This is a genomic window from Halomonas sp. LC1, assembly GCF_030247125.1.
GTDB lineage: Bacteria > Pseudomonadota > Gammaproteobacteria > Pseudomonadales > Halomonadaceae > Vreelandella.
The window spans coordinates 192665-217827 of sequence record NZ_JASSPG010000001.1; the positions used below are offsets into that span (position 1 = coordinate 192665).

21 protein-coding genes are annotated in these 25163 nt (G+C 59.3%); 13 read left to right on the plus strand and 8 right to left on the minus strand.

Annotation, left to right across the window (positions count from 1 at the left end):
* Positions 1-138: 138 nt before the first annotated feature.
* The 3 genes from trmA to QIT27_RS00915 form a co-directional block, all read right to left on the minus strand.
* A complete protein-coding gene (trmA, locus tag QIT27_RS00905) occupies positions 139-1248 on the minus strand; it encodes a tRNA (uridine(54)-C5)-methyltransferase TrmA (RefSeq protein ID WP_285262616.1) in 1110 nt (369 codons plus the stop codon).
* Between the two features lie 42 nt (positions 1249-1290).
* Entirely contained in the window at positions 1291-2103 is an 813-nt protein-coding gene (murI, locus tag QIT27_RS00910) for a glutamate racemase (RefSeq protein WP_285262617.1), read from the minus strand.
* Between the two features lie 159 nt (positions 2104-2262).
* Positions 2263-2808 (minus strand): hemerythrin domain-containing protein, encoded by a 546-nt coding sequence (locus QIT27_RS00915; protein ID WP_285262618.1) that lies wholly within the window; start codon positions 2806-2808, stop codon positions 2263-2265.
* A 243-nt stretch (positions 2809-3051) separates the two neighbouring features.
* Between QIT27_RS00915 and QIT27_RS00920 the strand changes: the two genes are divergently transcribed.
* Positions 3052-4377 (plus strand): replication-associated recombination protein A, encoded by a 1326-nt coding sequence (locus QIT27_RS00920; protein ID WP_253017081.1) that lies wholly within the window; start codon positions 3052-3054, stop codon positions 4375-4377.
* A gap of 64 nt (positions 4378-4441) precedes the next feature.
* Here the strand turns inward: QIT27_RS00920 and lolA are convergent, their stop codons facing one another.
* On the minus strand, positions 4442-5098 hold the full coding sequence (lolA, locus tag QIT27_RS00925; RefSeq protein ID WP_159341579.1) for an outer membrane lipoprotein periplasmic chaperone LolA: 657 nt from the start codon (positions 5096-5098) through the stop codon (positions 4442-4444).
* A 148-nt stretch (positions 5099-5246) separates the two neighbouring features.
* Complete coding sequence (locus QIT27_RS00930) at positions 5247-8534, minus strand: DNA translocase FtsK (RefSeq protein WP_285262619.1); 3288 nt, start codon at positions 8532-8534, stop codon at positions 5247-5249.
* A 117-nt stretch (positions 8535-8651) separates the two neighbouring features.
* On the opposite strand from QIT27_RS00930, the gene aat reads away from it, so the two are divergent.
* The 3 genes from aat to infA all read left to right on the plus strand — a co-directional run bounded on the left by aat (position 8652) and on the right by infA (position 10524).
* Positions 8652-9404 carry a leucyl/phenylalanyl-tRNA--protein transferase gene (gene aat, locus QIT27_RS00935; RefSeq protein WP_159341577.1) on the plus strand — a complete coding sequence of 251 codons (753 nt, stop codon included), beginning with the start codon at positions 8652-8654 and terminating at the stop codon, positions 9402-9404.
* A 28-nt stretch (positions 9405-9432) separates the two neighbouring features.
* On the plus strand, positions 9433-10167 hold the full coding sequence (locus tag QIT27_RS00940; protein WP_159341576.1) for an arginyltransferase: 735 nt from the start codon (positions 9433-9435) through the stop codon (positions 10165-10167).
* 138 nt (positions 10168-10305) lie between these two features.
* The gene (gene infA, locus QIT27_RS00945) at positions 10306-10524 is read left to right on the plus strand and encodes a translation initiation factor IF-1 (RefSeq protein ID WP_007111068.1); all 219 of its coding nucleotides are present in this window, start codon (positions 10306-10308) and stop codon (positions 10522-10524) included.
* A 153-nt stretch (positions 10525-10677) separates the two neighbouring features.
* Here the strand turns inward: infA and clpA are convergent, their stop codons facing one another.
* The 3 genes from clpA to QIT27_RS00960 form a co-directional block, all read right to left on the minus strand.
* The gene (gene clpA, locus QIT27_RS00950; RefSeq protein WP_159341575.1) at positions 10678-12954 is read right to left on the minus strand and encodes an ATP-dependent Clp protease ATP-binding subunit ClpA; all 2277 of its coding nucleotides are present in this window, start codon (positions 12952-12954) and stop codon (positions 10678-10680) included.
* A 153-nt stretch (positions 12955-13107) separates the two neighbouring features.
* Positions 13108-13416: an ATP-dependent Clp protease adapter ClpS gene (gene clpS / locus QIT27_RS00955; RefSeq protein ID WP_044627932.1), complete on the minus strand. Its 309-nt coding sequence runs from the start codon at positions 13414-13416 to the stop codon at positions 13108-13110.
* A 300-nt stretch (positions 13417-13716) separates the two neighbouring features.
* The gene (locus QIT27_RS00960) at positions 13717-15951 is read right to left on the minus strand and encodes an NADP-dependent isocitrate dehydrogenase (RefSeq protein WP_285262620.1); all 2235 of its coding nucleotides are present in this window, start codon (positions 15949-15951) and stop codon (positions 13717-13719) included.
* Positions 15952-16241: 290 nt separating this feature from the next.
* Here QIT27_RS00960 and QIT27_RS00965 point away from each other — a divergent pair, with 290 nt between their 5' ends.
* The 9 genes from QIT27_RS00965 (at position 16242) to QIT27_RS01005 (ending at position 25051) form a co-directional block, all read left to right on the plus strand.
* The gene (locus QIT27_RS00965) at positions 16242-16913 is read left to right on the plus strand and encodes a pseudouridine synthase (protein WP_285262621.1); all 672 of its coding nucleotides are present in this window, start codon (positions 16242-16244) and stop codon (positions 16911-16913) included.
* Positions 16910-17380 carry an NUDIX domain-containing protein gene (locus tag QIT27_RS00970; protein ID WP_285262622.1) on the plus strand — a complete coding sequence of 157 codons (471 nt, stop codon included), beginning with the start codon at positions 16910-16912 and terminating at the stop codon, positions 17378-17380. Before QIT27_RS00965 ends, QIT27_RS00970 begins: the two co-directional genes overlap by 4 nt.
* A gap of 73 nt (positions 17381-17453) precedes the next feature.
* The gene (gene mnmA / locus QIT27_RS00975) at positions 17454-18611 is read left to right on the plus strand and encodes a tRNA 2-thiouridine(34) synthase MnmA (RefSeq protein ID WP_159341571.1); all 1158 of its coding nucleotides are present in this window, start codon (positions 17454-17456) and stop codon (positions 18609-18611) included.
* Complete coding sequence (gene hflD, locus QIT27_RS00980) at positions 18608-19246, plus strand: high frequency lysogenization protein HflD (RefSeq protein WP_159341570.1); 639 nt, start codon at positions 18608-18610, stop codon at positions 19244-19246. Before mnmA ends, hflD begins: the two co-directional genes overlap by 4 nt.
* Positions 19247-19301: 55 nt before the next feature.
* A complete protein-coding gene (gene purB, locus QIT27_RS00985) occupies positions 19302-20687 on the plus strand; it encodes an adenylosuccinate lyase (RefSeq protein WP_159341569.1) in 1386 nt (461 codons plus the stop codon).
* 50 nt (positions 20688-20737) lie between these two features.
* Entirely contained in the window at positions 20738-21919 is a 1182-nt protein-coding gene (locus tag QIT27_RS00990; protein ID WP_159341568.1) for a cupin domain-containing protein, read from the plus strand.
* Positions 21920-21922: 3 nt separating this feature from the next.
* Positions 21923-22348 carry a GNAT family N-acetyltransferase gene (locus tag QIT27_RS00995; protein WP_159341567.1) on the plus strand — a complete coding sequence of 142 codons (426 nt, stop codon included), beginning with the start codon at positions 21923-21925 and terminating at the stop codon, positions 22346-22348.
* Between the two features lie 388 nt (positions 22349-22736).
* Positions 22737-24335: an isocitrate lyase gene (locus QIT27_RS01000; protein ID WP_159341566.1), complete on the plus strand. Its 1599-nt coding sequence runs from the start codon at positions 22737-22739 to the stop codon at positions 24333-24335.
* Positions 24336-24583: 248 nt separating this feature from the next.
* Positions 24584-25051, plus strand: a complete 468-nt coding sequence (locus tag QIT27_RS01005; protein ID WP_062373622.1) for an outer membrane lipoprotein — start codon at positions 24584-24586, stop codon at positions 25049-25051.
* Positions 25052-25163: the final 112 nt, after the last annotated feature.

A 25163-nucleotide genomic window follows, 5' to 3' on the forward strand; every position in this document is an offset into this window, starting at 1 on the left:
GGCCTTTAGGCCACACTACCCGTTAGCTTACGCTACCCATCATCGCCACCCTAACCATCTGACAGGTTATTCATGGTGTATGCCGCTTGTGCATCATAAGCACTATTGACAAGTTCCTCGCCGCTCATGTGCGTTTGTTCAAGACGCGCGTCGAGTGAGCAGCACGCCACATTCACAGTGGTGGGTAAACGGAAACTGGTCAAATAGCGCGAATCGCTCGATGTCGTGGGTCTTGGTCAGCAGCGCTAAGTTCTCGGCCAGTGTGACCGGGTTGCATGAAATATAGACGATTTGCGCGTATTCGCTGATTTGATGGCAGCTCTGCTCATCCAGCCCCGCTCGGGGTGGATCGACCAGCACGGTCGTGAAGTCGTACTGGTCGAGGGCCATGTCGGCCACGCGGCGGCCGGTCTTCTCGCCCTTCAACGCCAGCGCAAACTCTTCCGCCGACATGCGCGCTACGTGGGCATTGGTCACGCCGTTGGCCTCGAGATTGACGTTGGCGCTAGCCACCGAGGTGCGCGAGATTTCAGTCGCCAGTACGCGGCGAAAATTGTCGGCCAGAGCAATCGTGAAGTTGCCGTTGCCGCAGTAGAGCTCCACCAGATCCTCTGCTTGGCGACCTTGCGTCACCTCTTTGGCCCAGCTCAGCATGGTTTGGCAAATGTGGGCATTGGGCTGGGTAAAGCTGTTTTCTACCTGCTGGTAGTGCAGCGTGCGGCCATCCACCGTGAGCCGCTCCCATACGTGATCCTGGGTCAGTACCAGACGCTGCTTGCGGGAGCGGCCAATGATCATGATATCCAGCGCTTTCTCCAGGGCACGCGCTTCTGCCTCCCAGGCTTCCCCCAGCGGGCGGTGATAAATCAATGTCACCAGCGCTTGGCCGGACAGCGTGGTGAGAAACTCCACCTGAAACAGACGGCGGCGCAGTTCGTCGCTGGCCAGGCATGCCTCACGAAGCTTGGGCATCAGCGCGTTGATCTGGGCGCTGGCGACTGGAAACTGATCGAGGCGCACGACGCGTTTATTCTTGGGGTTCTCCGGGTCGACCTCGAACATGGCATAGAACAGGTCATCCTCTTCATGCCAAATACGGAACTCGCAGCGCTGGCGATAGTGGCTGGGCGGCGAGGGGTACACCTCCAGTTCAGGTGTATCGAACGCGGCGAAGGTGCTGGCCACGTAGGCTTGCTTTTCGGCCAGCTGCTCGTCGTAGCGTGCTGGATCTACAGTCGGGATCGCCAAGGTGGCTCCTCATTACTCATGGTGAACGTCTAAAAAGGCGCTTTACTGGTCGACAGCCTCACGGGCATCGGGCAGCGCCAGCAGCCGTGGTGGCTGAAAGCCGTAGCGGGCGAAGCCATCGGTCAACGCGGTAGCGGGGGCTGTCGTGTAGCAGCGACCATCATGGGCGCTGCTGACCAGCGTGGTGGCAACTTGCCCGACCCGGCGGGCAATGGCATCGCCGGAATCGACCCAGGTAATCGGCACCGGGGCCAGCGTGACCAACTGCGGCTGCAGTAGCGGAAAATGGGTGCAGCCCAGCACCACGGTATCCAGCTCGGGGTGCGCCTTGGTGGCTTGCCATAGGGGCGTCAGCGCCTGCTGCACACGCGACATGTCGAGAGGCACGCCCGCCAGCCACGCTTCGGCTTCCGTTACCAGGGCATCTGCCGCTATTTTGGTGACGCGGCAATCGCTGGCGAAGCTATCGATCAACCCTTGGGTATAGGGGCGATTCACCGTGGCCGTCGTGGCGAGTAAACCGATATGCCGCGTGGCACTCAATTGCGCCGCCGGTTTGATCGCCGGTACGGTGCCAATCACTGGAATCGAAAGCGCTTGGCGCAGCCCCTCCAAAGCGAGGGTGCTGGCGGTATTACACGCCACGACAAGCACGCTAGCCTGACAGGCTGTTACCGCCGCTTGGCATACCGTGACGATGCGCTCGGCTAGCGTCGTGTCGTCACGTAGCCCGTAAGGAAGCCAAGCGTTATCGCAGGCGTAGCAAAGGGCAGCCGAGGGATAGTGCTGGCGCAGCGCATGGGCAACGGACAGCCCGCCCACGCCGGAATCAAAAATCAGTATTGGCCCTGACATCACCCCTCACCTGCCCATCCGCATTGTTAAATCCCAGCGCTACGCAACGCCCCATGGCCAGTCACGTCACGCGTTGGCGTAACGTGTCAGCCGCCCATAAAAACGGGGCGCTAGTTTAACACGCCCCGTTCGGCACAGAAGGATTCACATGGGACGCACTTACAGCGCGGGCACATCAGCCCCGCACAGCTCGGCGTATAGCTCAGGGTAGGCAAGCTGAAGCCGCTCCAGCTCTTTTTCGGCACCGTCCGGCAGGGCCTGACGAAGCTCTTCCATGTCCTCTTCGCTGAAGTGTTTGTCGATCAGCGGGAAAAGCCCTTCACGCTCGTGGCGAAGATAGCCGCGATGCGCGTCCAGGTACGCCTTGAGATCTTCGGCAAAGCGATCCATCGGCAGAATGTTATCCATGAGAATCATGTCGATATCATGGGAAAGGCGCATCAAACGGGGCTTGAGCTCACGATAATCGCTGGCCATCTGCTCCATCAGAGGCAGGTGTTCCGGAGCCTTAACCTGCAGCCGCTCGACACAAATCCGCTCCAGCGGCGTTGCAAAACCATCCATGTAGGACAGAATGTAGTCCACGACTTCGCGCATCAGTTGGAAGTCAGGCCGCTCACCGCTGGCCAAGGTTTTATGCTTTAGCTGAAGCACATGGAGCATTCGCGCCATGTTGGCATGATCTAGACGCAGTTGGTTTAACATCGTGCCGTCTCCTTCGTAAGTGTCATGCCTGCTGCTCTCTCCCTACAAAAGCAATAGGCACGCGATCATGAGCTGGGTTCTACTACACTAGCGTTAATCCTTGCCATGCGCCTCTAGATTGATCCACACAGGACGGGCGCTTATTCACGGTTATGCCAAAAGGTAGCCTGACGTTACGCTATTTACCACAGACACTTGTTAAGCGTTGGTCGTTCAACGTCTCGATTTACAACGGAAGTTTATATGGATCTTTTTGATGCAACCCCCGGTGACGAGGCCCCGCTAGCCTATCGCATGCGCCCGTTGACCCTGGATGACTACATCGGCCAGCAGGCACTCGTTGGGCCAGACAAGCCGCTGCGCCGTATGGCCGAGTCGGGGGTAGTGCGCTCGATGATTTTGTGGGGCCCACCCGGCGTTGGTAAGACCACCCTTGCAGAGCTGTTGGCACGGGCGTCCGACGCCCATCTCGAGCACTTAAGTGCGGTAATGGCTGGCGTCAAAGAGATTCGTTCGGTGGTGGAGCGCGCACGCCAGCGCACCGCGCCCACGCTTCTCTTTTTAGATGAGATTCACCGTTTGAACAAGAGCCAGCAGGATGCGCTGCTGCCTCACGTAGAGTCCGGCTTGTTAACGCTGATTGGTGCCACCACCGAAAACCCCTCGTTCGAGGTGAATTCGGCGCTGCTCTCCAGAGCGCGCGTCTACGTGCTGAAATCCTTGACACCGCAAGAGCTGATCGAGGTGATGGAGCAAGCGCTTGCCGACACGCAGCGCGGGCTGGGCAAACGGGCCATCGAGGTGGAGCCCGGCGTATTGGCAGCATTGGCACACGCCAGCGCGGGGGATGCCCGGCGCGCCCTAGGGCTGCTTGAAACCGCCTGCGACTTCACCGAACGGCAGAATGGACGTGACGTGCTGCGCAAAGCGGTGCTGGCAGATGTAGTGGGCCATCAATCCAGCGCGTTCGATAAACAGGGCGATGCCTATTACGACCTGCTATCGGCGATTCATAAATCGATTCGCTCCTCCCGCCCCGATGCTGCGCTTCTCTATATGGCACGCTTCATTCAGGGCGGTGGTGACCCGCTGGACATCGTGCGGCGTTTGACCGCCATTGCCTCCGAAGACGTCGGCAATGCCGACCCGCGTGCGCTGCCGTTGGTCATCGCTGCCTGGGATGCCTATTTACGGCTAGGTGATTATGAAGGCCAGCGGGCGATTGCTCACGCGGCCATTCATTTAGCGGTGGCTCCCAAAAGCAACCGCATCGACCGCGCCTGGAAGAGCGCCCAGCAGTTCGTGCAACAGCAGCCGCAGGTAGAGGTGCCCACCTACTTGCGTAATGCGCCCACCAAACTGATGGAGCAGCTGGGTCATGGTGAGGGCTACCGTTACGCCCATAACGAGCCGAACGGTTATCCAGCAGGCAGCGCCCACGACTGCTGGCCGGAAGACGTGCCCAACGCACGCTTCTACGAGCCGAGCGCATTTGGACAGGAGAAACGCTTCGCAGAGATCATGGCGTGGCGGGAAGAGCGCGACCAGGAGGCAGATCGAGCGCCATAGAGCGCTCGATCGTCACATCACAGGCGGGGCTGAACACGCCCGCCCTTCTCTACGGACTCGCTCTCTACATCTCTTCGCGAATAACGTCCGTGCCTTCCGGAATTTGGAAATCGAACAGTTCGCGGTCGATATTACCGTTGCGAGTAATGTCGCTAAAGGTAATGGCGGTGCGCTGACCGGTGCTGTCCATCATCCACAGCTCGGTGAGGGTATCGCCGTCGAACACCATGCTGAGCTCTTCAAACAGCGTATCTGCCAGCGTAGGCATCAAGGTAAAGACATCGTCGCCATCCTGCTGCTCGTAGAACACATCGTAGCTTTCGGTCAGCTCGTCGGCACTGCCTGATAGCAGCAGCGCGGGCGTGTGGGTGACCCGGTCATCCATCGCCTGTACCGTCACCTGCTCCAGGTCGGGGTCGTAGAGATAAACGTCCTCACCATCGGAAACCACGGTTTGCGAATAGGGCGCCTCGACTTCCCAGCGCAACATGCCGGGACGCGACAGCCACATTTCCCCACGCGCGCTCTGCAAACGATCACCGCCTCCATCGAGAATCTGCTGTTCGAAAGTGGCGTGGTAGTTTTCCAGCGGATCTAGACGTTCGGTGAGCCGTTCTGCAGCTTCATTGGCCCAGGCTGCCATGGGGGCAGCAAAGGTCAGACCGAGCGCACTGGCTGCCAGTGCCAAGGCCGGTGAGCGGCGGTTAGAGGGTTCGCGCATGTTCTTTCTCCCTAGGCAATCATTGCCGAATAGCGGACGAGGCAAAGAGCGTAAAAAAGCTCCCTATGCCCCTCAGACGCGAAACGCGCCGCGGGGTTTCACCAGCGGCGCGACTTTCACGCTTGTTGCATGGTTGGTGTGGTCACGCTCAGTGGCCCACCGGTGGCGGCGCCAGCACCTCGCGGGCACCGTTGGTTCCCATGGAAGAGACCACACCCGCGCCTTCCATGGCTTCGACTAACCGCGCCGCGCGGTTATAGCCGATCTTAAAGCGCCGCTGTACGGCGGAAATGGACGCCTTGCGGGTCTCGGTAACGAACTGCACCGCCTCATCGTAGAGGGCATCTTGTTCGGCATCGTCACCGTCGACGCCTTCCGCTTCGAGCCCGGTAAGCGCATCGGCAGATACGCCGCCGGAGAGAATCTCTTCGATGTACTCCGGCTCACCGCGACGTTTCCAGTCATCGACCACCCGGTGGACTTCATCGTCGTCCACGAAGGCACCATGGACACGATTCGGCGGACCGGAGCCCGCGGGCAAGTAGAGCATATCGCCATGACCCAACAGGCTTTCAGCACCGCCCTGATCGAGAATGGTGCGCGAATCGATGCGTGAGGAGACCTGGAACGCCATCCGTGACGGAATGTTCGCCTTGATCAGACCGGTCACCACATCCACCGAGGGGCGCTGGGTGGCCAGAATCAGATGGATACCGGCGGCCCGCGCTTTCTGTGCCAGTCGCGCGATGAGCTCTTCGACCTTTTTGCCGACGATCATGAACATATCGGCAAACTCATCGATGACCACCACGATGTAGGGCAGCTTTTCCAGCACCGGCGGTGTTTGGTGCATCTCCCAAGGCTGCGGCTCCCACAACGGGTCGGCGACCTGGGCACCCGCGCGCTCAGCTTCATCGAGGCGCGCGTTGAATCCGGCGATGTTGCGCACACCCATGGCAGCCATCAGCTTGTAACGGCGCTCCATCTCGGCCACGCACCAGCGCAGGCTGTTGGCGGCCTCTTTCATATCGGTGACGACCGGAGCCAGCAAGTGCGGTATGCCGTCATACACCGACAGCTCCAGCATCTTGGGATCGACCATGATCAACTTGAGTTCGTCGGGCTTGGCCTTGAGCAGCATGGAGATCAGCATCGCGTTGACGCCCACCGATTTCCCCGAACCGGTCGTACCGGCCACTAGCAGATGGGGCATTTTGCCCAAGTTCGCGACCACTGGGCCTCCGCCGATATCCTGGCCAAGCGCCATCGTGAGCGGCGAGCTCTCCTGCTGGTAGCGGTCCGAGTCGATCACTTCGCGCAGGCGAATCATGGCACGGTGCGGGTTAGGGATCTCGATGCCCACCGTGGGCCGACCGGGAATGACCTCGACCACGCGAACGCTCTTCACCATCAGCGAGCGCGCAAGGTCTTTCGCCAAATTGCTGATTTTGGAGACTTTCACTCCAGCAGCCGGTTTGATTTCGAAGCGGGTAATGACCGGGCCGGGCCAGGTATCCACTACCTCGGCTTTGACGCCATACTCCCGTAACCGTACTTCCAGTAGCTCGGCCATGTCGGCAAGCTGCTCGTCGGTATAGTTCGGCTGATGCGGCTCCGGTGGCGTAAGTAGCTGCAAACTGGGCACATCGCCCTCGGGCTCCGGCAGCGTTTCAAAGGCGGGACGCTGGCTCTGCAGGTGTTCGACGGTCCAGAGGGTGGGGCCGTTATCGGCCTCGTCGTCCACCGAGTCGGTCGAGAACGTGGGTTCATGCCGGGCGCTGGCCGCAGCCTGTGGAGCGGTGGCCGGACGAATCGGGAGCTCCTCGTCATCGTCCTCCCACACCGGCTCGGGCACTACCTCGGGCACACGCTCTCGGCGCGGCTCCGCTGACATGGGAGGCGCCTGATAGGCAGGTGGATGCGCCTCACTGCGCAGCGTGCGGGGTTCTGGTTCTGGTTCTGGCTTTGGCTCTGGCTCTGGTTCCGAACGACGCGTCACCGTCCCCGGCGCGATAGGTACAGATGACTCTTGCTCGTCGTGTTCATCGCGAGTTGCGCGCAGCGGCACGGTCGGGGCATAGGCATCGCTTGCCTGCTCCTCGCTGGCGTTTAAAGGTGAGTACTCACTCTCTTTCTGATGTACTGCAGGCTCTGGTTCACCCACGGGCTTGGTCGCAAACGCCTGTGCGTTTGGCGAGGATGCCTCGGACGCTTCGAGCGGCACCTCAGTATCGGCGATAGAGGGCGTTGGCTCTGGAGCAGGCTCCTCGACGTCCTCCGGTTTGCGCGCGGAGAGCGGCATGATCGGCTCGCCGGGCGCGTCTTTCTCTGGCGTCATCTTCGGAGCAGGCGCTGTCTCCGGCTCGGGGTCTTGAGATGCGGCAGCAGCGGGAGGGGGCGGTGCATGACGCTCGCTCAGTACAGCGGCCGCTTCCCAAGGAATCGACGTATCGGTGACCGACGACGCCTCTTCCTCTTCGGCGGGTGCCGTGAAGCTCGGCTCACGGCGCTCACGACGACCGGCAGGTGAACGCTCACTCACGGCAGCACGCACGGGTGGCTCGGGGGCTTCACGGATGCGCGGAGCGACTGTCGCTTTCTCCTCTTCGACCTCTTCATCGACAGGGTCAGTACTCGTATCGCTCGGCTCTGCCCAGGAGCGCTGCTTCACTTTGTTGGACGCCGCCTTGGCCGCTGCACGCACGGCAGCACGTTCGGCACGCTTTTCGCGCCGCTTGGCACGACGCTCGCCAAACCAACCGCCGATACGGCAAAGCTTACGACCGACTTCATCGGCAACCTGTAGCCACGACATGCCACTAAACAGCGGAAACCCAATCAGGATGAGCGCTGCCGCGATCAGGCCCACGCCGCCGCTACTGACGAGGGGTTTCAAGGTGCCCACGAGCCCCTCTCCCAGGATACCGCCGGAGGCATAGGGCAAAATGCTATCGGGGTGATAAAAGTGCAAGGCGCCCAACATGGTCGTGCCGAACATCAGCAGCACAAGGCCACCCGCCCGCACGGCAATCGCCACGGGGTCTAATTCGAAGCGCACCTGGCGTGAGCGCATTAGCCACCAGGCGGCGTAACCAAACATGCCCGGCCACCAGAGCGCGCTCGCTCCGAGCAGCGAATACAGCACATCGGCCAGCCAAGCTCCGACCGGCCCCATCCAATTGCGCACCTCGGTTTCCGGACCTTGATACGACCAGCCAGGGTCGGCAGGGTGATAACTAAACAGCGCTAATAACAAGAAGACGCACAGCGCCAGCATGACGACCACCACCCCTTCACGGGCGGAGCCCTGCAGGCGCAGGCCAAAACGGCGCGCCTTGTCCTTCGCGGCATTGACCCGCGTCGATGATTGAGAACTCGATGGTGACTGACGCGACTGCCGCTGCGTTCGCTTGTCTACCGCCTTATTTACTTTCAAGCGATTCTCCCTTTACACCACACGGTGTCTTTAATCCACTTGCGAGTTTGCATCATACCGAGCATCCTTCCGCCGTCACAGCGCTTCGACGGACGCCACTAGCAACAGGAGCAAGCGATGCTACCTTGGCTCTCATCGCCACACCCCACTTTTCCTTCCACCGAGCGGGCGTTGGATAACCCTAACGGCCTGCTGGCTGCCGGTGGAGAGCTTACACCAGCCTGGCTGGTAGACGCTTACCGAAAAGGGATATTTCCTTGGTATAGCGACGATGACCCCATTTTATGGTGGAGCCCAGATCCGCGCATGATCCTGCTGCCTGCACAGTTTAAACGACGCCGCAGCCTAGCTAAACGGCTGCGACATGGTGGCTTTCACGTGACGCTGAATCAACACTTCACGCAAGTGATCGAAGGCTGCGCCGCCCCGCGCAAAGACGCGCCTGGCACCTGGATCCATCCAGAGATGCGCCACGCCTACCAGCGTCTACATGCGTTGGGCATTGCCCACAGCGTCGAAGTCCACCACGGCGGCCAGTTGGTGGGCGGGCTCTATGGCTTGGCGATGGGACCAGTATTTTTCGGCGAGTCGATGTTTTCACGCCAGCCCGACGCCTCTAAAATTGCTTTGGCCCATTTGGCAAGCGCCATGCACACCCATGGCGGCAAGCTGATCGACTGCCAAATGCACACGCCGCACCTGGCCAGCCTGGGCGCAACGACAGTCGCCCGCAGTACGTTCATCAACTATCTTGAAGAGTGGTTGCCAGACAAAGCATTTTGCTTGGCCAGCGCTGCGGATCAAGTGCCGAGCGTCCCCGACTCGCCGTGGCTCGCCGCGATTGCATCAGGCACCGCAGCAACAGAGTGACTGCCGTTCATGACCAAGGAGGCAAGCCGTGAGTAGTAACGCTCCTCGCCGCCCCGTGCGGGATTTGCGCTTCTTCCTAACCGTTCCTCACGCCTGCAGCTATCTGCCAGGCAAAGAGGCAACCACGCTGTTTCTCGACCCTCAGGAGTCGCCCGTGCCTGGGGTGTACGATTCGTTGTCGCTACTGGGCTTTCGACGCAGCGGACGCCACTTATACCGCCCCCACTGCGAGGGATGCAACGCTTGTCGATCGGTGCGGATACCGGTCAATGACTTCCGCGCCAATCGCACCCAGCGAAAAGTCTGGCGGCGCAACGCCGATATCGAGACCCGCGTCATCCCAGCGCGTTTCGATGCAGCGCACTATGCCCTCTACGCCGACTACATTCGACAGCGACACGCCGACGGCGACATGTTTCCGCCTAGCCGCGATCAATATCGAACGTTCTTGACGCTAGAAGAGCCGTACGCGCATCTGCTGGAAATGTACCTGGAAGGCGAGTTGGTAGCGGTGGCAGCCTTCGATCAGCTTGAGCACGGGCTATCGGCCATTTATACGTTTTTCAAAGTGGACGAAGCCCTGGAGAGGCGCTCCTTTGGCACCTTGGCGATTTTAAAGCTGATCGAACTGTGCCAAGAGAAACGGTTGCCGCATCTATATCTCGGTTACTGGATCGAAGAGTGCCGCAAGATGCGTTACAAGCAGGCGTTTTCGCCTATCGAGCTACTGGACGGGCGGCATTGGCGACCGTTGATGCGCTAATCTGGCCAGCTTTTTTGCCTTGACGGCAGGCTTACGGCACAATATAGCGCTGTTTCTTAGGCGTGCTGGTTTGTGTCGACGCCGTCGGAAACACTCATTCGACTATCCACGATGTAAAATAAGTGAGGATCTGCCTATATGGCACGCGAAGATCATATTGAAATGGAAGGCGTTATTGTTGATACCCTTCCCAACACCATGTTCCGGGTTGAGCTGGAAAACGGCCACGTCGTGACGGCTCACATCTCTGGCAAAATGCGTAAAAACTACATCCGCATTCTGACTGGCGACAAGGTCAAGGTAGAGTTGACGCCCTACGATCTGTCCAAAGGCCGTATCGTTTACCGCTCTCGCTAAGCCTTGCTAGTGCCCTCAAGCAACGTCTGCTCGCAGACACGCCCCACGGCTATTCGTACCGCGTAATTACGGCGCCGCTCCCTGGAAACGACAACGCCCCGTCGAAGACAGGGCGCTGTGCGTTACTGCTTGTCGGTCATCTTAGCGCCCTTTTCAGGGCGCATCTGCCATCTCCGACTCCGTCGAGAGGCGAAGCTCTCCTTCTTCCAAGCTGACATGCACGATACCGCCGTGCTCGGCAAGCTCCCCGAACAGAATCATTTCTGCAAGTGGCTTCTTGAGCTTCTCTTGGATCAAGCGAGCCATCGGCCTTGCACCCATATCCGGGTCGTAACCTTTCTCTGCCAGCCAATCCCGCGCGGTGTCGTCTACGTCCAGCTGTACGCGCTTCTCGTCCAGCTGCGCCTGTAGCTCGATCAGGAACTTGTCGACGACGTTGCGCACCACCGTGGTGGGCAAGGCATGGAACTGGATAATACCGTCCAAGCGGTTGCGGAATTCGGGCGAGAATGTCCGACGAATCACTTCCATCGCATCCGTCGAATGATCCTGGCTCTGGAAGCCGATGGAGCGACGCGACGCCTGCTCGGCCCCGGCGTTCGAGGTCATGATCAGAATTACGTGGCGGAAGTCTGCCTCGCGGCCGTTGTTATCCGTCAGACGCCCGTGGTCCATGACCTGCAGCAACAGGTTGAAGACCTCTGGGTGCGCTTTTTCGATCTCATCGAGAAGCAATACGCAGTGAGGCTGCTTGGTGATCGCTTCGGTCAGCAGACCGCCTTGATCGTACCCTACATAGCCAGGAGGAGCACCGATCAACCGCGATACGGTGTGACGCTCCATGTACTCCGACATATCGAAGCGCACCAACTCGATGCCCATGATATGCGCCAGCTGCTTGGCCACTTCCGTTTTACCCACCCCAGTCGGGCCAGCAAACAGGAAGCTGCCGACCGGCTTATCAGGAGACTTCAGCCCTGCGCGCGAGAGCTTGATGGCCGCCGACAGTGAGTCGATGGCTTCATCCTGTCCAAACACCAGCATTTTCAGATCGCGGTCCAACTTCTCGAGCTGCTTACGATCCGAGCTCGACACGCTCTTCGGTGGAATGCGGGCAATAGAGGCCACTACCGCTTCCACCTGCTCCACGTCGATCGTGTTTGCACGCACTTCTGGAGGCAGCATCCGCTGATGCGCGCCCGCTTCATCGATCACATCGATCGCTTTGTCAGGCAAGAAGCGGTCATTGATGTAGCGATCTGCCAGACGCGCCGCACTTTCCAGAGCGCCATCGGTGTACTTCAGTTCGTGGTGCTCCTCGAAGCGCGAACGTAGCCCTTTGAGAATCTTGATGGTGTCTTCCACGGACGGCGCCAACACGTCGACCTTTTGGAAACGGCGCGCCAGGGCACGATCTTTTTCGAAGATACCGCGAAACTCCTGGAACGTGGTCGAACCAATGCAGCGCAGCTCGCCTGAGGAGAGCAGCGGTTTCAGCAGATTGGACGCATCCATCACGCCACCCGAGGCAGCGCCTGCACCAATCACCGTATGAATCTCATCGATGAACAGGACGGCATTGGGCTGCTTGCGCAGCTCGCTCAACAGGCTCTTGAGACGCTTCTCGAAGTCGCCGCGGTACTTGGTGCCCGCCAGCAGTGCACCCATATCGAGGGAGTAGACGACTGCATCGGCGATGACTTCCGGCACGTCTTCTTCGACGATGCGCTTGGCCAATCCTTCGGCGATGGCGGTTTTACCGACACCGGCCTCACCCACGAGCAGCGGATTGTTTTTACGGCGACGGGCCAAAATCTGCACCACCCGCTCGAGCTCGTGATCACGACCAATCAGCGGGTCGATTTTACCTTGGCGCGCCTGCTCGTTGAGGTTGGTAGCATAGCCGGTGAGCGGATGCGCAGCCCCTTCGGCGCTGCCCTCTTCCGCATCGTCGTTCTCTTGAGACGAGGGAGACGGCGACGGGCCATGACCGGAGACTTTCGAGATGCCGTGAGCGATGTAGTTCACCGCATCGACCCGCGCCACACTCTGCTGCTTCAGGAAATAGACCGCTTGACTCTCTTGCTCAGAGAAAATCGCCACTAAGACGTTAGCGCCAGTGACTTCGCTCTTACCTGACGATTGCACATGGAACACCGCACGCTGAAGCACGCGTTGGAAGCCCAGCGTCGGCTGTGTTTCACGATCACCCTGACCCTCGGGGATCAGCGGTGTGGTCGAGTTAATGAAATCCTGCAGATCGGACCGCAGCTTGTCGAGGTTTGCCCCGCACGCCTTCAGCACATCCACCGCAGAAGCATTGTCCAGCAGCGCCAGAAGCAGGTGCTCAACGGTCATGAATTCGTGGCGCTTTGAGCGAGCCACGGTGAAGGCCGTGTTCAGGGTCAGTTCAAGTTCTTTGCTCAGCATGGCAGTCCCCTTTTCGCTACTACCTAGGGCATATCGCCACCTAGGGCTTGCGTCGGATCAGTTTAATCGACCGGCACTTTCAACATCGGGTACAAATGGCGTGGTTGCAAGCCCCTTCACTACTTTTTTTCAACGCAGCTCACATCGATTCGGTCAGTCCGCCGCTTCGATATCGCTCATCAACGGGTGCTCGCACTCACGGGCATACTCATTCACTTGATAACTCTTGGTTTCAGCAATATCCCGGGTAAAAATGCCGCACGTGGCTTTTCCCTGAGTGTGTACGGCCAGCATGACCTGCACAGCTTTTTCACTGTCCATATTGAAAAAGCCTTGCAGTACTTCAACGACGAACTCCATGGGGGTGTAGTCGTCGTTATGCAAGACCACTTTGTAAAGCGGCGGCTGCGCCAACGCGGGCTCGGCAGACTGTACTGCCAAGTCATCATCATGCTCGGGCATGCCAGGGCGCGTCATGCCTGCCTGTAACGTGGCCGCCACGAGGGGGCTTTCTGTAGTACGCATAAGCAGCAAGGATCATCTTCTCTCGGCTGACGGGCGATGTCTGACACGCAGGTCGTCTGAAGACGCTAGACGCGTGGTTCAGTTGTACACACTATAACCTGCTGTATAAGACGCGCGCCATCAACAAGGGTTCATGAAAAACTCAAAATTATCACACTGGGCTAAACAAAAAACCCCTGCCCGCAAAGCAGGCAGGGGGTCGAGCCGCGCATAGCGCGTAGCTAAACGTGGGGCGACTTAGCCCTTGACGACCATCGCCAGCGCATCGTTCAGCGTCTTGCTCGGACGCATGGCTTGGCTAGCCAGCTCACCGTTCGGGTGGAAGTAGCCTTGGATATCGACCGCCTGTCCCTGAACGCTGTTGAGCTCGTCCACGATGGCCGTCTCGTTGGCTTTCAGGGCTTCGGCTAGGCGGGCGAACAGGGTCTTCATTTCAGCATCCTGGTCCTGCGCTGCCAGCGCCTCTGCCCAGTAGAGGGCCAGATAGAAGTGGCTGCCACGGTTGTCCAGCTCGCCGACTTTACGCGACGGCGACTTGTTGCTGTCGAGGAATTTGCCGTTGGCTTCATCCAACGCCTTGGCCAGCAGCGTGGCGCGGGCGTTGCCGAAAGTGCTACCTAGGTGTTCGAGCGATGCAGCCAGTGCCAGGAACTCACCCAGTGAATCCCAGCGCAGATGGTTCTCTTCCAGGAACTGCTGAACGTGCTTCGGTGCAGAGCCGCCAGCGCCCGTTTCGAACAGACCACCGCCGTTCATCAGCGGAACGATAGAGAGCATCTTGGCGCTGGTGCCCAGCTCCATGATCGGGAACAGATCGGTGAGGTAGTCACGCAGCACGTTACCGGTGACGGAGATGGTGTCTTCCCCCTTGCGAATACGCTCCAGGGAGACTTTCATCGCGTCGACCGGTGCGAGGATACGGATATCCAGGCCAGCGGTGTCGTGATCTTTCAGGTACGTTTCGACCTTCTTGATCAGTTGGGCGTCGTGGGCACGGTTGGCATCCAGCCAGAACAGCGCCGGTGCACCGCTGTCGCGGGCGCGAGTCACGGCCAGCTTCACCCAATCCTGAATCGGAGCATCTTTGGTCTGACACATACGCCAGATATCGCCCGCTTCTACTGCATGGCTAAATACCGTGTTGCCCGAGTCATCGGTCACTACGACGGTACCGTCGGCAGGCATTTGGAAGGTCTTGTCGTGAGAGCCGTACTCTTCGGCCTTCTGCGCCATCAGACCCACGTTGGGCACGCTACCCATGGTGGTCGGATCGAACGCACCGTACTGTTTGCAATCGTCGATCACCGCTTGATAAATAGTGGCATAGCAACGATCTGGGATGACGGCTTTGGCATCCTGCAGCTCGTCGTTGGCGTTCCACATCTTGCCGGAGTCACGAATCATCGCTGGCATGGAGGCGTCGATGATCACGTCACTGGGCACGTGCAGGTTGGTGATGCCCTTATGGGAGTTCACCATCGCCATGGCCGGGCGTGTTTGATACAGCGCCTCAACATCGCCTTTGATGGCTTCTTGCTGGTCGCTGGGCAGCTTCTCGATGGCGCTGTACAGGTCGCCAATACCGCTGTTGGCGTTGAAGCCCGCGCTCTTCAGTGCGTCAGCGTGCTTCTCCAGCACCTCTTTGTAGAACTCCTCGACCACGATGCCAAACATGATCGGGTCGGAGACTTTCATCATGGTGGCTTTCAGGTGCAGCGAGAACAGCACGCCGCTCTCTTTGGCATCGTTGATCTGGCTGTCGATGAAGCGACGCAGACGACGGCTGCTCATGCAAGCCGCATCGATCACTTCACCAGCCTGAACCGCGAGCCCTTCTTTCAGCACCACCTGGGTGCCATCCGCTTGCTGCAGCTCGATCTTCAGCGTGCCAGCTTTTTCCATTACTGCCGACTGCTCGCTGCCGTAAAAGTCACCGTCGCTCATATGCGCCACGTGGGACTTGGAGTCAGCGCTCCACTCGCCCATGCGGTGCGGGTATTTACGCGCGTAGTTCTTGACCGATTTCGGCGCACGGCGGTCGGAGTTGCCTTCACGCAGCACCGGGTTTACTGCACTGCCTTTGGCTTTGTCGTAACGCGCTTTGATGGAGGCTTCTTCGTCGTTTTTCGGCTCTTCCGGGTAGTCCGGCAGCGGGTAGCCCTGGCTTTGCAGCTCTTTGATGGTTGCTTTGAGCTGCGGGCCTGAAGCGCTGATATTGGGCAGTTTGATGATGTTGGCTTCGGGCGTCTTCGCCAGCTCGCCCAATTCCGCCAGGTCATCGCTGACGCGCTGCTGATCGTTCAGAAGATCGGGAAATTGTGCCAGCACACGGGCGGCAAGCGAGATATCGCGGGTCTCTACTTCGACACCGGCAGAGTCAGTAAAGGCATCAATAATGGGTAACAAGGAATAGGTAGCGAGCGCAGGAGCTTCATCGGTGAGCGTATAAATGATCTTCGGCGTTTTAGACATTTTTGCGTTAACCTCTTTTCGGTCGCTGTGATTATAAAAAATCCTGAGCTACGCGGCTCATACGACGATAGGCCTTGCCGCGAAGCGTTTGGAGCATCCTGTATGCGCTGCCCCTATGGTCACTCGGTGGTTACTGCGGTAACGATGACGACGGATGATACGGTGAGCATCGTTGTGCTGCCGGGTCATCTCAAACAGCTGCGCCAGATTATACCAGCGCTGCACTTTAACCGCATGAGCGATTGTCGACAAATCCTCCACCTCCAGATCTTGAGACCGTTCGTGAGACGATGAGCACCCTATATTTACTGCATAAACCCTACCGCATGCTTTCCCAGTTTACTGACAGCCAAGGCCGAGCCACCCTGGCCGACGTGCTCAATGCGCCGGGCGTTTACGCGGCCGGACGCCTCGACTTCGACTCCGAGGGGCTTTTATTACTGAGTGATGACGGCAGTCTGATCCACCGTATCGCCCATCCACGTCATAAACAGCCGAAAACCTATTGGGTACAGCTGGAAGGCGACATTACCGACGAAGCCATTCGTGCACTCGCCTCAGGCGTTACCTTAAAAGATGGCCCTACCCTGCCTGCCAAAGCTCGGCGTATATCGCCCCCTAACGTGGCTGAGCGCGATCCAGCCATCGACCCCAAACGCCATCCTGTGACCAGCTGGCTGGAACTCACCATTAGCGAGGGGCGTAATCGCCAAGTGCGCCGCATGACCGCCCACGTTGGCTTTCCCACGCTGCGCCTGATACGTGCCGCGATTGGCCCCTGGCAATTGGGTGATCTCGCTCCCGGGGAGTGGCGCAAAGAGACGCTACATGCTCCACGGCCGACCCACGCGACCAAGCCCCGCACTAGGCAACAACAGCCACTCCACACCCGCAAAGGCGCTGACAAGAGCGCCAAGCGCGGCACGAAGAGAAACGCAACACCAAAAGGGGGACGCAAATGAGCCGCGTCGCCCAAACGGACGTTGCCCGCCCCATCATTCACAGCACCGTTGCCTGCGTGATTGAGCAGCAGGGGCGCTTTCTGATGGTGGAAGAGGATAAAGGTGGCCCACACACGCTGTTCAATCAGCCTGCCGGACACGTCGAACGTGGGGAAGGCCCAGTGGCCGCCGTTCACCGTGAAGTCATGGAAGAGACCGCTTGGCAGATCACCTTGGCCGGCTATCTGGGGCTGTACGTCTTTCACACGCCGACCGGTACGACCTTCCATAGTCACGGTTTCGTTGCCTTGCCCAACCAGCGCCTTAGCTCAGCTATCGACCCGGCCATCGTCGCGACCCACTGGCTGACACGAGAGGAGATTGCCATGTTGGACGGCGCCCGACGGCTGCGAAGCCCGCTGGTTCTCCAACGTATCGACGACGCGCTAAACGGCCACCGCTACCCGCTTGGCGTGATCAAGGAGTGAAGCACTCGAAGCATCGAGCCCCCATCGTGTATAATCGCCGCCCAATTGCACACCACTTCAACCGAGGATGCTCATGACATCCACCCATGGCACAGCCACCCAGGACGCGTCAGACACCCGCAGCGCTGCCACCGGCAAGGTCATCGTCGGCATGTCGGGCGGCGTCGACTCCTCCGTATCGGCGCTCCTTCTGCTCCAGCAGGGGTACGACGTCGAAGGCCTGTTTATGAAAAACTGGGATGAAGACGACGGCACCGAATACTGCACGGCCAAAGAGGATTTGGCCGACGCGGAAGCCGTGTGCGCCAAGCTGGGCATCAAGCTTCATACCGCCAACTTCGCCGCCGAATATTGGGACAACGTTTTCGAGCATTTTCTAGCGGAGTACAAGGCGGGCCGTACGCCAAACCCGGATATCCTTTGCAACCGGGAGATCAAGTTCAAGGTCTTCTTGGAGTATGCCGAGATGCTGGGTGCCGATAAAATCGCCACCGGTCACTACGTGCGCCAAGGCATCCGCGACGGTCACCCTCGCCTGTTGAAAGGCCTGGACGGCAACAAAGACCAAAGCTACTTCCTGCACGCCGTACCGGAAGCGGCCATTGCCCGCACGCTGTTTCCAGTGGGCGAACTGGAAAAGCCGGAAGTACGCGCGCTGGCCGAGCAGCACGACCTCGTCACCGCGAAGAAAAAGGACTCCACCGGTATCTGTTTCATCGGTGAGCGTCGTTTCCGCGACTTCCTACAGCAGTACCTACCGGCTCAGCCAGGTACCATCGAGACCCCCGAGGGCGATGTGATCGGCCAGCACATGGGCTTGATGTACTACACCCTAGGCCAACGCCAAGGGTTAGGCATCGGCGGTTTGGCTAACTACTCCGAAGAGCCTTGGTACGTGGCGGCAAAAGACCTCGACCGTAACGTATTGATCGTGGTGCAGGGCAAGCATCACCCTTTGCTATACACCGACGCCCTAGCCACCGAGCCCATGGACTGGGTCGCTGGCAAGCCGCCGGTTCAGCAAGGCCGCTTTACCGCCAAGACCCGCTACCGCCAAAGCGACTGCCCCTGCGAGATGACTGCCCAGCCGGACGGCAGTGTGGAAATCGTGTTCGACGATCCACAGTGGGCGGTCACGCCCGGCCAGTCGCTGGTGCTTTACGATAACGACATCTGCTTAGGCGGCGGCGTTATCCGCGCCACCTGGAAGGTTACGGAGGCCGCCGCATGAGCGCCACCCCGATACACCGTGCGCCCGACACACCCGCCGCGCGACAAGCCCTCGCGCTGGCGGGGGTATTTCAAGCTGCCAGTTTGGTGGATGAGCTGGCCCGCACCGGGCAAGTCGATACCCGCGCCTGGGAAACGCTGATCAACGCGACGGTCGATACCAATCCCGAAAGCTTTGAAGCCATCTACGGCGGCCACCCCAACAATCTGCGCCGCGGGCTGGAGACACTGGAGGCCTTGGTAGGCCGCAAACAAGCCAATCCAGTCGTGCTTCGCTACGGTTTCTCGCTGCTTTTGTTGATGAACAAGCTGCGCACCGACCGACGAATGATGGACCTATTGGGCCAAAAGCTCGCCCATGTCCAAGGGCAAGCGGAGCATTTTGGTACGACCCATGAAAACGTCATTGCCAGCCTTGGCGAAGCCTACCAAGAGACCATTTCGACGTTTAAAACGCGCATCGTGGTGCAGGGTGACCCCTCACTGCTGCAAACCCGCATGATGCCCGAGCGGGTACGCGCCTGCTTGATGGCGGGCATTCGCTTTGCCCTGCTGTGGCATCAGCAGGGCGGGCGCCGCTGGAAGCTGGTCTTCCAACGCAAGGCGCTACGCCGAGCCCTGGATGGCTTCAGTTAGCCGCCTTGCCACCTCACACTCGACCTCCGACTTTGACCACTCTGGAAACCAAGCCATGCAACTCTCTGCTCTGACCGCTCTCTCTCCCGTTGACGGCCGCTACGGCGCCAAAGCCGCCGCGCTACGTGAACACTTCAGCGAATTCGGCCTGATCCGTGCGCGCGTGATTGTGGAAGTGCGCTGGCTGCAGCGCCTTGCTGAGCACGGCCAGATTGTCGAAGTCCCGCCGCTCTCCGCAGAAGCCACCGCGTTTCTAGAGCAGTTGATTCGCGATTTCTCCGTAGACGACGCCGAGCGCATCAAAGAGATCGAGCGTACCACCAACCACGACGTCAAAGCGGTCGAGTACTTCTTGAAAGAGAAGATTGCAGGCCAGGCCGAGCTGAACGCGGTCACCGAGTTCATCCACTTCGCCTGCACCAGTGAAGACATCAACAACCTCTCCTACGGCGTGATGCTGGCAGACGGCCTAAAAGCTATGCTGCCGACGATGCACGAAGTCGCCGACGAGATTGCCAAACTGGCCATTGCTCACGCAGGCCAACCGATGCTGTCGCGCACCCACGGCCAAACCGCTAGCCCCACTACGCTTGGCAAAGAGATGGCCAACGTGGCGTACCGCCTGAAGCGCCAGCTCAAGCAGATCGAAAGCGTGGAGATTCTGGGTAAAATCAACGGTGCGGTAGGCAACTATAACGCTCACCTGACCACCTACCCGGACATCGACTGGGAAGCCAACGCGCGCACCTTTGTGGAAGGCCTGGGCTTAAGCTTCAACCCCTACACCACACAGATCGAACCCCACGACTACATTGCCGAGCTGTTCGACGCGATTTGCCGCTTCAACACCATTTTGATCGATTTCGACCGCGACGTATGGGGTTACATCTCGCTGGGTTACTTCAAACAGCGCACCGTAGAAGGCGAAATTGGCTCGTCTACCATGCCGCACAAGGTCAACCCCATCGACTTCGAAAACTCCGAGGGCAACCTGGGACTCGCCAACGCAGTCATGAGTCACCTGGCGCAAAAACTGCCGATCTCCCGCTGGCAACGCGATCTGACCGACTCCACCGTGCTGCGCAACCTGGGCGTTGGCCTGGCCTACGCCCTGATTGGTTACCACGCTAGCCTAAAAGGCATCAGCAAACTGGAAGCCAACCCCGAACGCCTCGCGGAAGATCTGGACAACAGCTGGGAAGTGCTGGCCGAGCCGATCCAGACCGTCATGCGTCGCTACGGCATCGAAAAGCCTTACGAGAAGCTCAAAGAACTGACCCGGGGCAAGCGGATCGACCAAGCGGGCTTCGCCGCCTTCATCGATACCCTCGCGCTGCCCGACGAGGTAAAACAAGAGCTGAAAGCCCTCTCGCCAGCCAGCTATATTGGTAATGCGAAGGCCCAGGCCGAAGCACTCAACCAGCGGCTTGCTGCACTCTAAACGACGCCCTGCGACACTGACGTAGCGCTCACTTGAACTAGGATAACGCCATGAGTCATCACGATAAGCCACTCACCCTGCTGGGCGATTTAACGCCTGCAGACTTCTTGGCCAACTACTGGCAGCAGAAGCCACTGCTGATTCGTGGCGCTATCCCCGATTTCGTCAGCCCCATCGACCCCGATGAGTTGGCAGGCCTTGCCTGCGAGCCCGGTGTCGAAGCGCGACTGGTCGAGGAGAAGGGTCCCGACGGCCCTTGGCAGGTATCACACGGGCCGTTCGATGACGCAACCTTCGAGCGTTTGCCTGAAGGTCACTGGAGCCTCTTGGTGCAGGCAGTCGACCACTACGTGCCTTCCATTGCTGCGCTGATGGACGAGTTCGATTTCCTGCCCCGCTGGCGTCTGGACGACATCATGGTGAGCTACGCTCCCCCCGGTGGCAGTGTCGGTCCACATATCGACCAGTACGACGTCTTCCTCCTGCAGGCTAGCGGCCACCGCCGCTGGCAGCTGGGCGGCAAGCAGCCGGACAACGCGCCGATCATTCAGGGCATCGACCTGCGCATTCTCGAGACGTTCGACATCGAAGCGGATTCGGACTGGACCCTGGCACCCGGCGACATGCTCTACCTTCCCCCCGGCTGGGCCCACCATGGCGTCAGCCAAACCGACGACTGCATGACCATCTCGGTCGGCTTCCGCGCCCCTTCGGCAGACGAAGCGATCACGTCGTATGCCGATTACGTCGGCGAGCAGATGTCGGATTCCCAGCGTTACAGCGATGCCGGTATGACACCCACCGAGGAAGTGGGCGAGCTGGACGATGCCGCTGTCGAGCGCATGCGTCAATTCATTCTGAAGACGCTGGACAACCCCGAACAGGTAGCCCAGTGGTTTGGCAGAGTGATGACGCAGCCCAAATATATCGATCAAGTCGTGCCCCTCGAAACGCCAATGAGCGAAGCCGACCTTGTTGCTCAACTACAAGACGGCGAACCGCTCTTCCACATGCCAGGGTCTCGTTTTGCCTGGCGTAGCGATGCTTCTGGCACCACGCTGTTCGTCGATGGCGATGGGCACGCCTGCTCAGAACCCCTCGCCAAACGCCTTGCCGACGCCACACCGATGTACGCGGACGTGCTGGATATCGACGGCGCCGCGGCCCTGATTACCCAGCTGATCAATAGCGGCAGCCTGGGTTTCATGGGTGAAGGCGACGACGAGGAGTAACCCATGGTAGGAACGGTCACCGTGACAAGCGGCGACTGGGAATCGCTGGGGGAACCCGCCTCGCTGATTCGCCGAGTCGTCTTCATCGATGAACAGCAGGTGCCTCAAGAGGAGGAGTGGGATGGCCTTGACTCGGCATGCCTGCATTTTCTCGCGATGCTGCAAGGGGAACCGGTCGGCACCGCTCGCCTCCTGCCCGACGGCCATATTGGTCGAGTGGCGGTACTGAGCCGCGCCCGCGGCACAGGCATTGGCTATCAGCTCATGCAGGCGGCTATTCACGCGGCCCGCGACGCTGGCCACACCCAGGCGGTGCTGAGCGCCCAACTTCATGCCCTCGCTTTTTACGAGCGGCTCGGCTTCGTGGCCCATGGCGATGTGTTCATGGATGCAGGCATTCCCCATCGTGAGATGATGTTGGCCTTGTAACGCGTCTTTGATTGATGAAAGCGCCACCACGTGTGGCGCTTTTTTTATGCCTACGGTCACGTCCATGACCCACCACTGACGAAAAACGACTACACAAACAGGGCGTTTGGCGTAGTCGCTGTCGTCGGACTACAACGCCGTGTGCCCCCAAGTGACAATTGTTGGATCCCCTCGGCTAGTCGATAGTTATTGCACTGCAGCGTTAATGAGTTTCTCTTCGGAGACATGAACGCTGTGCAAAGCGAAGCGCCTCACCGCGACGTTTTGCTGAGAGACGATTGGTGTAGAGACAGCACCGCGAAATTGAACAATGCTGGAGTCTATCTCGCAGGTGCAGCATAAGAACAAGCTAACGTGCGAATGACGATAACCCTGGAGGAATCAGCTCATGTCAGGACTGCTCGACGATATCAAAGCGATGGCCCAACTTCGCGAAGCCCAAGGCGGCAAATGGTCAGCCATCAAACCGGAATACGCTGCCCGTATGCGTGCCCAAAACCGCTTCCACACCGGCTTGGACATCGCCCGCTACACGGCTAAGATCATGCGCGACGACATGGCCGCCTACGATGCCGACACCTCCCAGTACACGCAATCACTGGGATGCTGGCACGGCTTTATCGGCCAACAAAAGCTGATCTCTATCAAGAAGCATTTCGGTACCACCAAGCGTCGCTACCTCTACCTCTCCGGCTGGATGGTGGCCGCGCTGCGCTCCGAGTTCGGCCCGCTGCCAGACCAGTCCATGCACGAGAAAACCTCGGTCGCCAACCTGATCGAAGAGCTGTACACCTTCTTGAAACAAGCCGACGCGTGGGAGCTCAACCATCTGTTCCGCGCTCTCGATGAAGCGAAGGCCGCCGGTGACAGCGCAAAAGAGCAAGCACTGATCCATAAGATCGATAACTACGAAACGCATATCGTGCCGATCATCGCCGATATCGATGCCGGGTTCGGTAACGCCGAGGCGACCTACCTACTGGCCAAAAAATTCATTCAAGCAGGTGCCTGCTGTATCCAGCTTGAAAACCAGGTCTCCGACGAAAAACAGTGCGGCCACCAAGACGGCAAAGTCACCGTGCCCCATGAAGACTTCCTAGCGAAAATCAACGCGGTGCGTTACGCCTTCCTGGAGCTGGGCGTAGAAGATGGCGTCATCGTCGCTCGCACCGACTCGCTCGGCGCAGGCCTGACTCAGAAGATCGCCGTGACCCACGAGCCGGGCGACTTGGGCGATCAGTACAACAGTTTCCTGGATGGGGATGTGATCGACAACGCAGCGGATATCAATAACGGCGATGTGGTCATCAAGCAAAACGGCAAGCTGGTCAAGCCCAAGCGCCTGGCCTCCGGCCTCTACCAGTTCAAACCGGGCACTGGCGAAGATCGTGTGGTGCTGGACTGCATCACCAGCCTGCAAAACGGTGCCGACCTGCTTTGGATCGAGACCGAAAAGCCCCACGTTGGCCAAATCGCCAGCATGGTGAACCGTATCCGCGAGGTGGTGCCGGATGCCAAGCTGGTGTACAACAACTCGCCCTCTTTCAACTGGACGCTGAACTTCCGCCAGCAGGTCTTCGATGCCTGGGAGAAAGAAGGCAAGGACGTGTCGGCTTACCAGCGCGACAAGCTGATGAGCGTCGAGTACGACAACACCGAACTTGGCCAGCTCGCCGACGAGTGGACGCGCAACTTCCAGCGCGACGGTGCCCGTGAAGCCGGTATCTTCCACCACTTGATCACGCTGCCCACCTACCACACGGCGGCCCTGTCGACCGACAACCTGGCCAAGGGCTACTTCGGTGATGAAGGCATGCTGGCTTACGTCGCAGGCGTGCAGCGCCAAGAGATTCGCCAGGGTATCGCCACCGTCAAACACCAGGACATGGCAGGTTCCAACATCGGCGACGACCATAAAGAGTTCTTCCACGGCGATGCCGCGCTGAAAGCGGGCGGTAAAGACAACACCATGAACCAGTTTGGTTAACCCTCTCTTTGCATGACCCACAGGAGGCTTCGGCCTCCTGTTTTCTTTGCGACCGCCCCGCTGCAAATTTTTTGCACACTGCTTTCTTAATGCCTGTCTACACTCTACTTTGTGACCTTTTCTTGGGATGGCTGGTCAAAGCTGTACGTTTCCGTTATCTTTTAACGAACGCTGTTCTAAAACGAGATGTATGCAACGTTTTGCGATCGGTTAACCGCCATCGACGCTGATACCCACTGGAGGTTTTAATGAAACGTTTACTACCCGTTGCCGCATTGAGCATTCTGACACTGGCTGGTTGCGCCAACACCGCACCCTACTCAGGCGATGTCTACCGTGGTAACCAAGCGCAAACGGGGCAAAGCGTCAGCTATGGCACCATCGTGGCCGTCCGCCCCGTCCAAATTCAAGCCGATAGCCGTACTGGCAACCTGCTGGGCGGTGGCGGTGGCGCCGTCATCGGCGGTTTGCTGGGTAGCCAAATCGGCGGTGGCTCTGGTCGCCAGCTCGCGACCGTGGCGGGTGCGCTGGGCGGCGCAGTTGCTGGTACTGCTGCAGAAGACCGCGCTAACCGCGTTAACGCGCTGGAGATGGAAATCCGTCGTGACGACGGCACGGATGTCGTCGTCGTGCAGAGCGCCGACCGCCAGTTCCAGGCAGGCCAGCGGGTTCGCTTGATTGGCAGCGGTGCCAACCTAAGCGTAGCCCCTTACTAAACAGATCGGGCGCGCCTACCCAGCAGCGTGCCCTGGCAGACCATACGCAAGCACTTAAAGCGATGGCTCGTCAAACGACAGCAGCCCGGCCAAGTTGGCCGGGCTGCTGTCG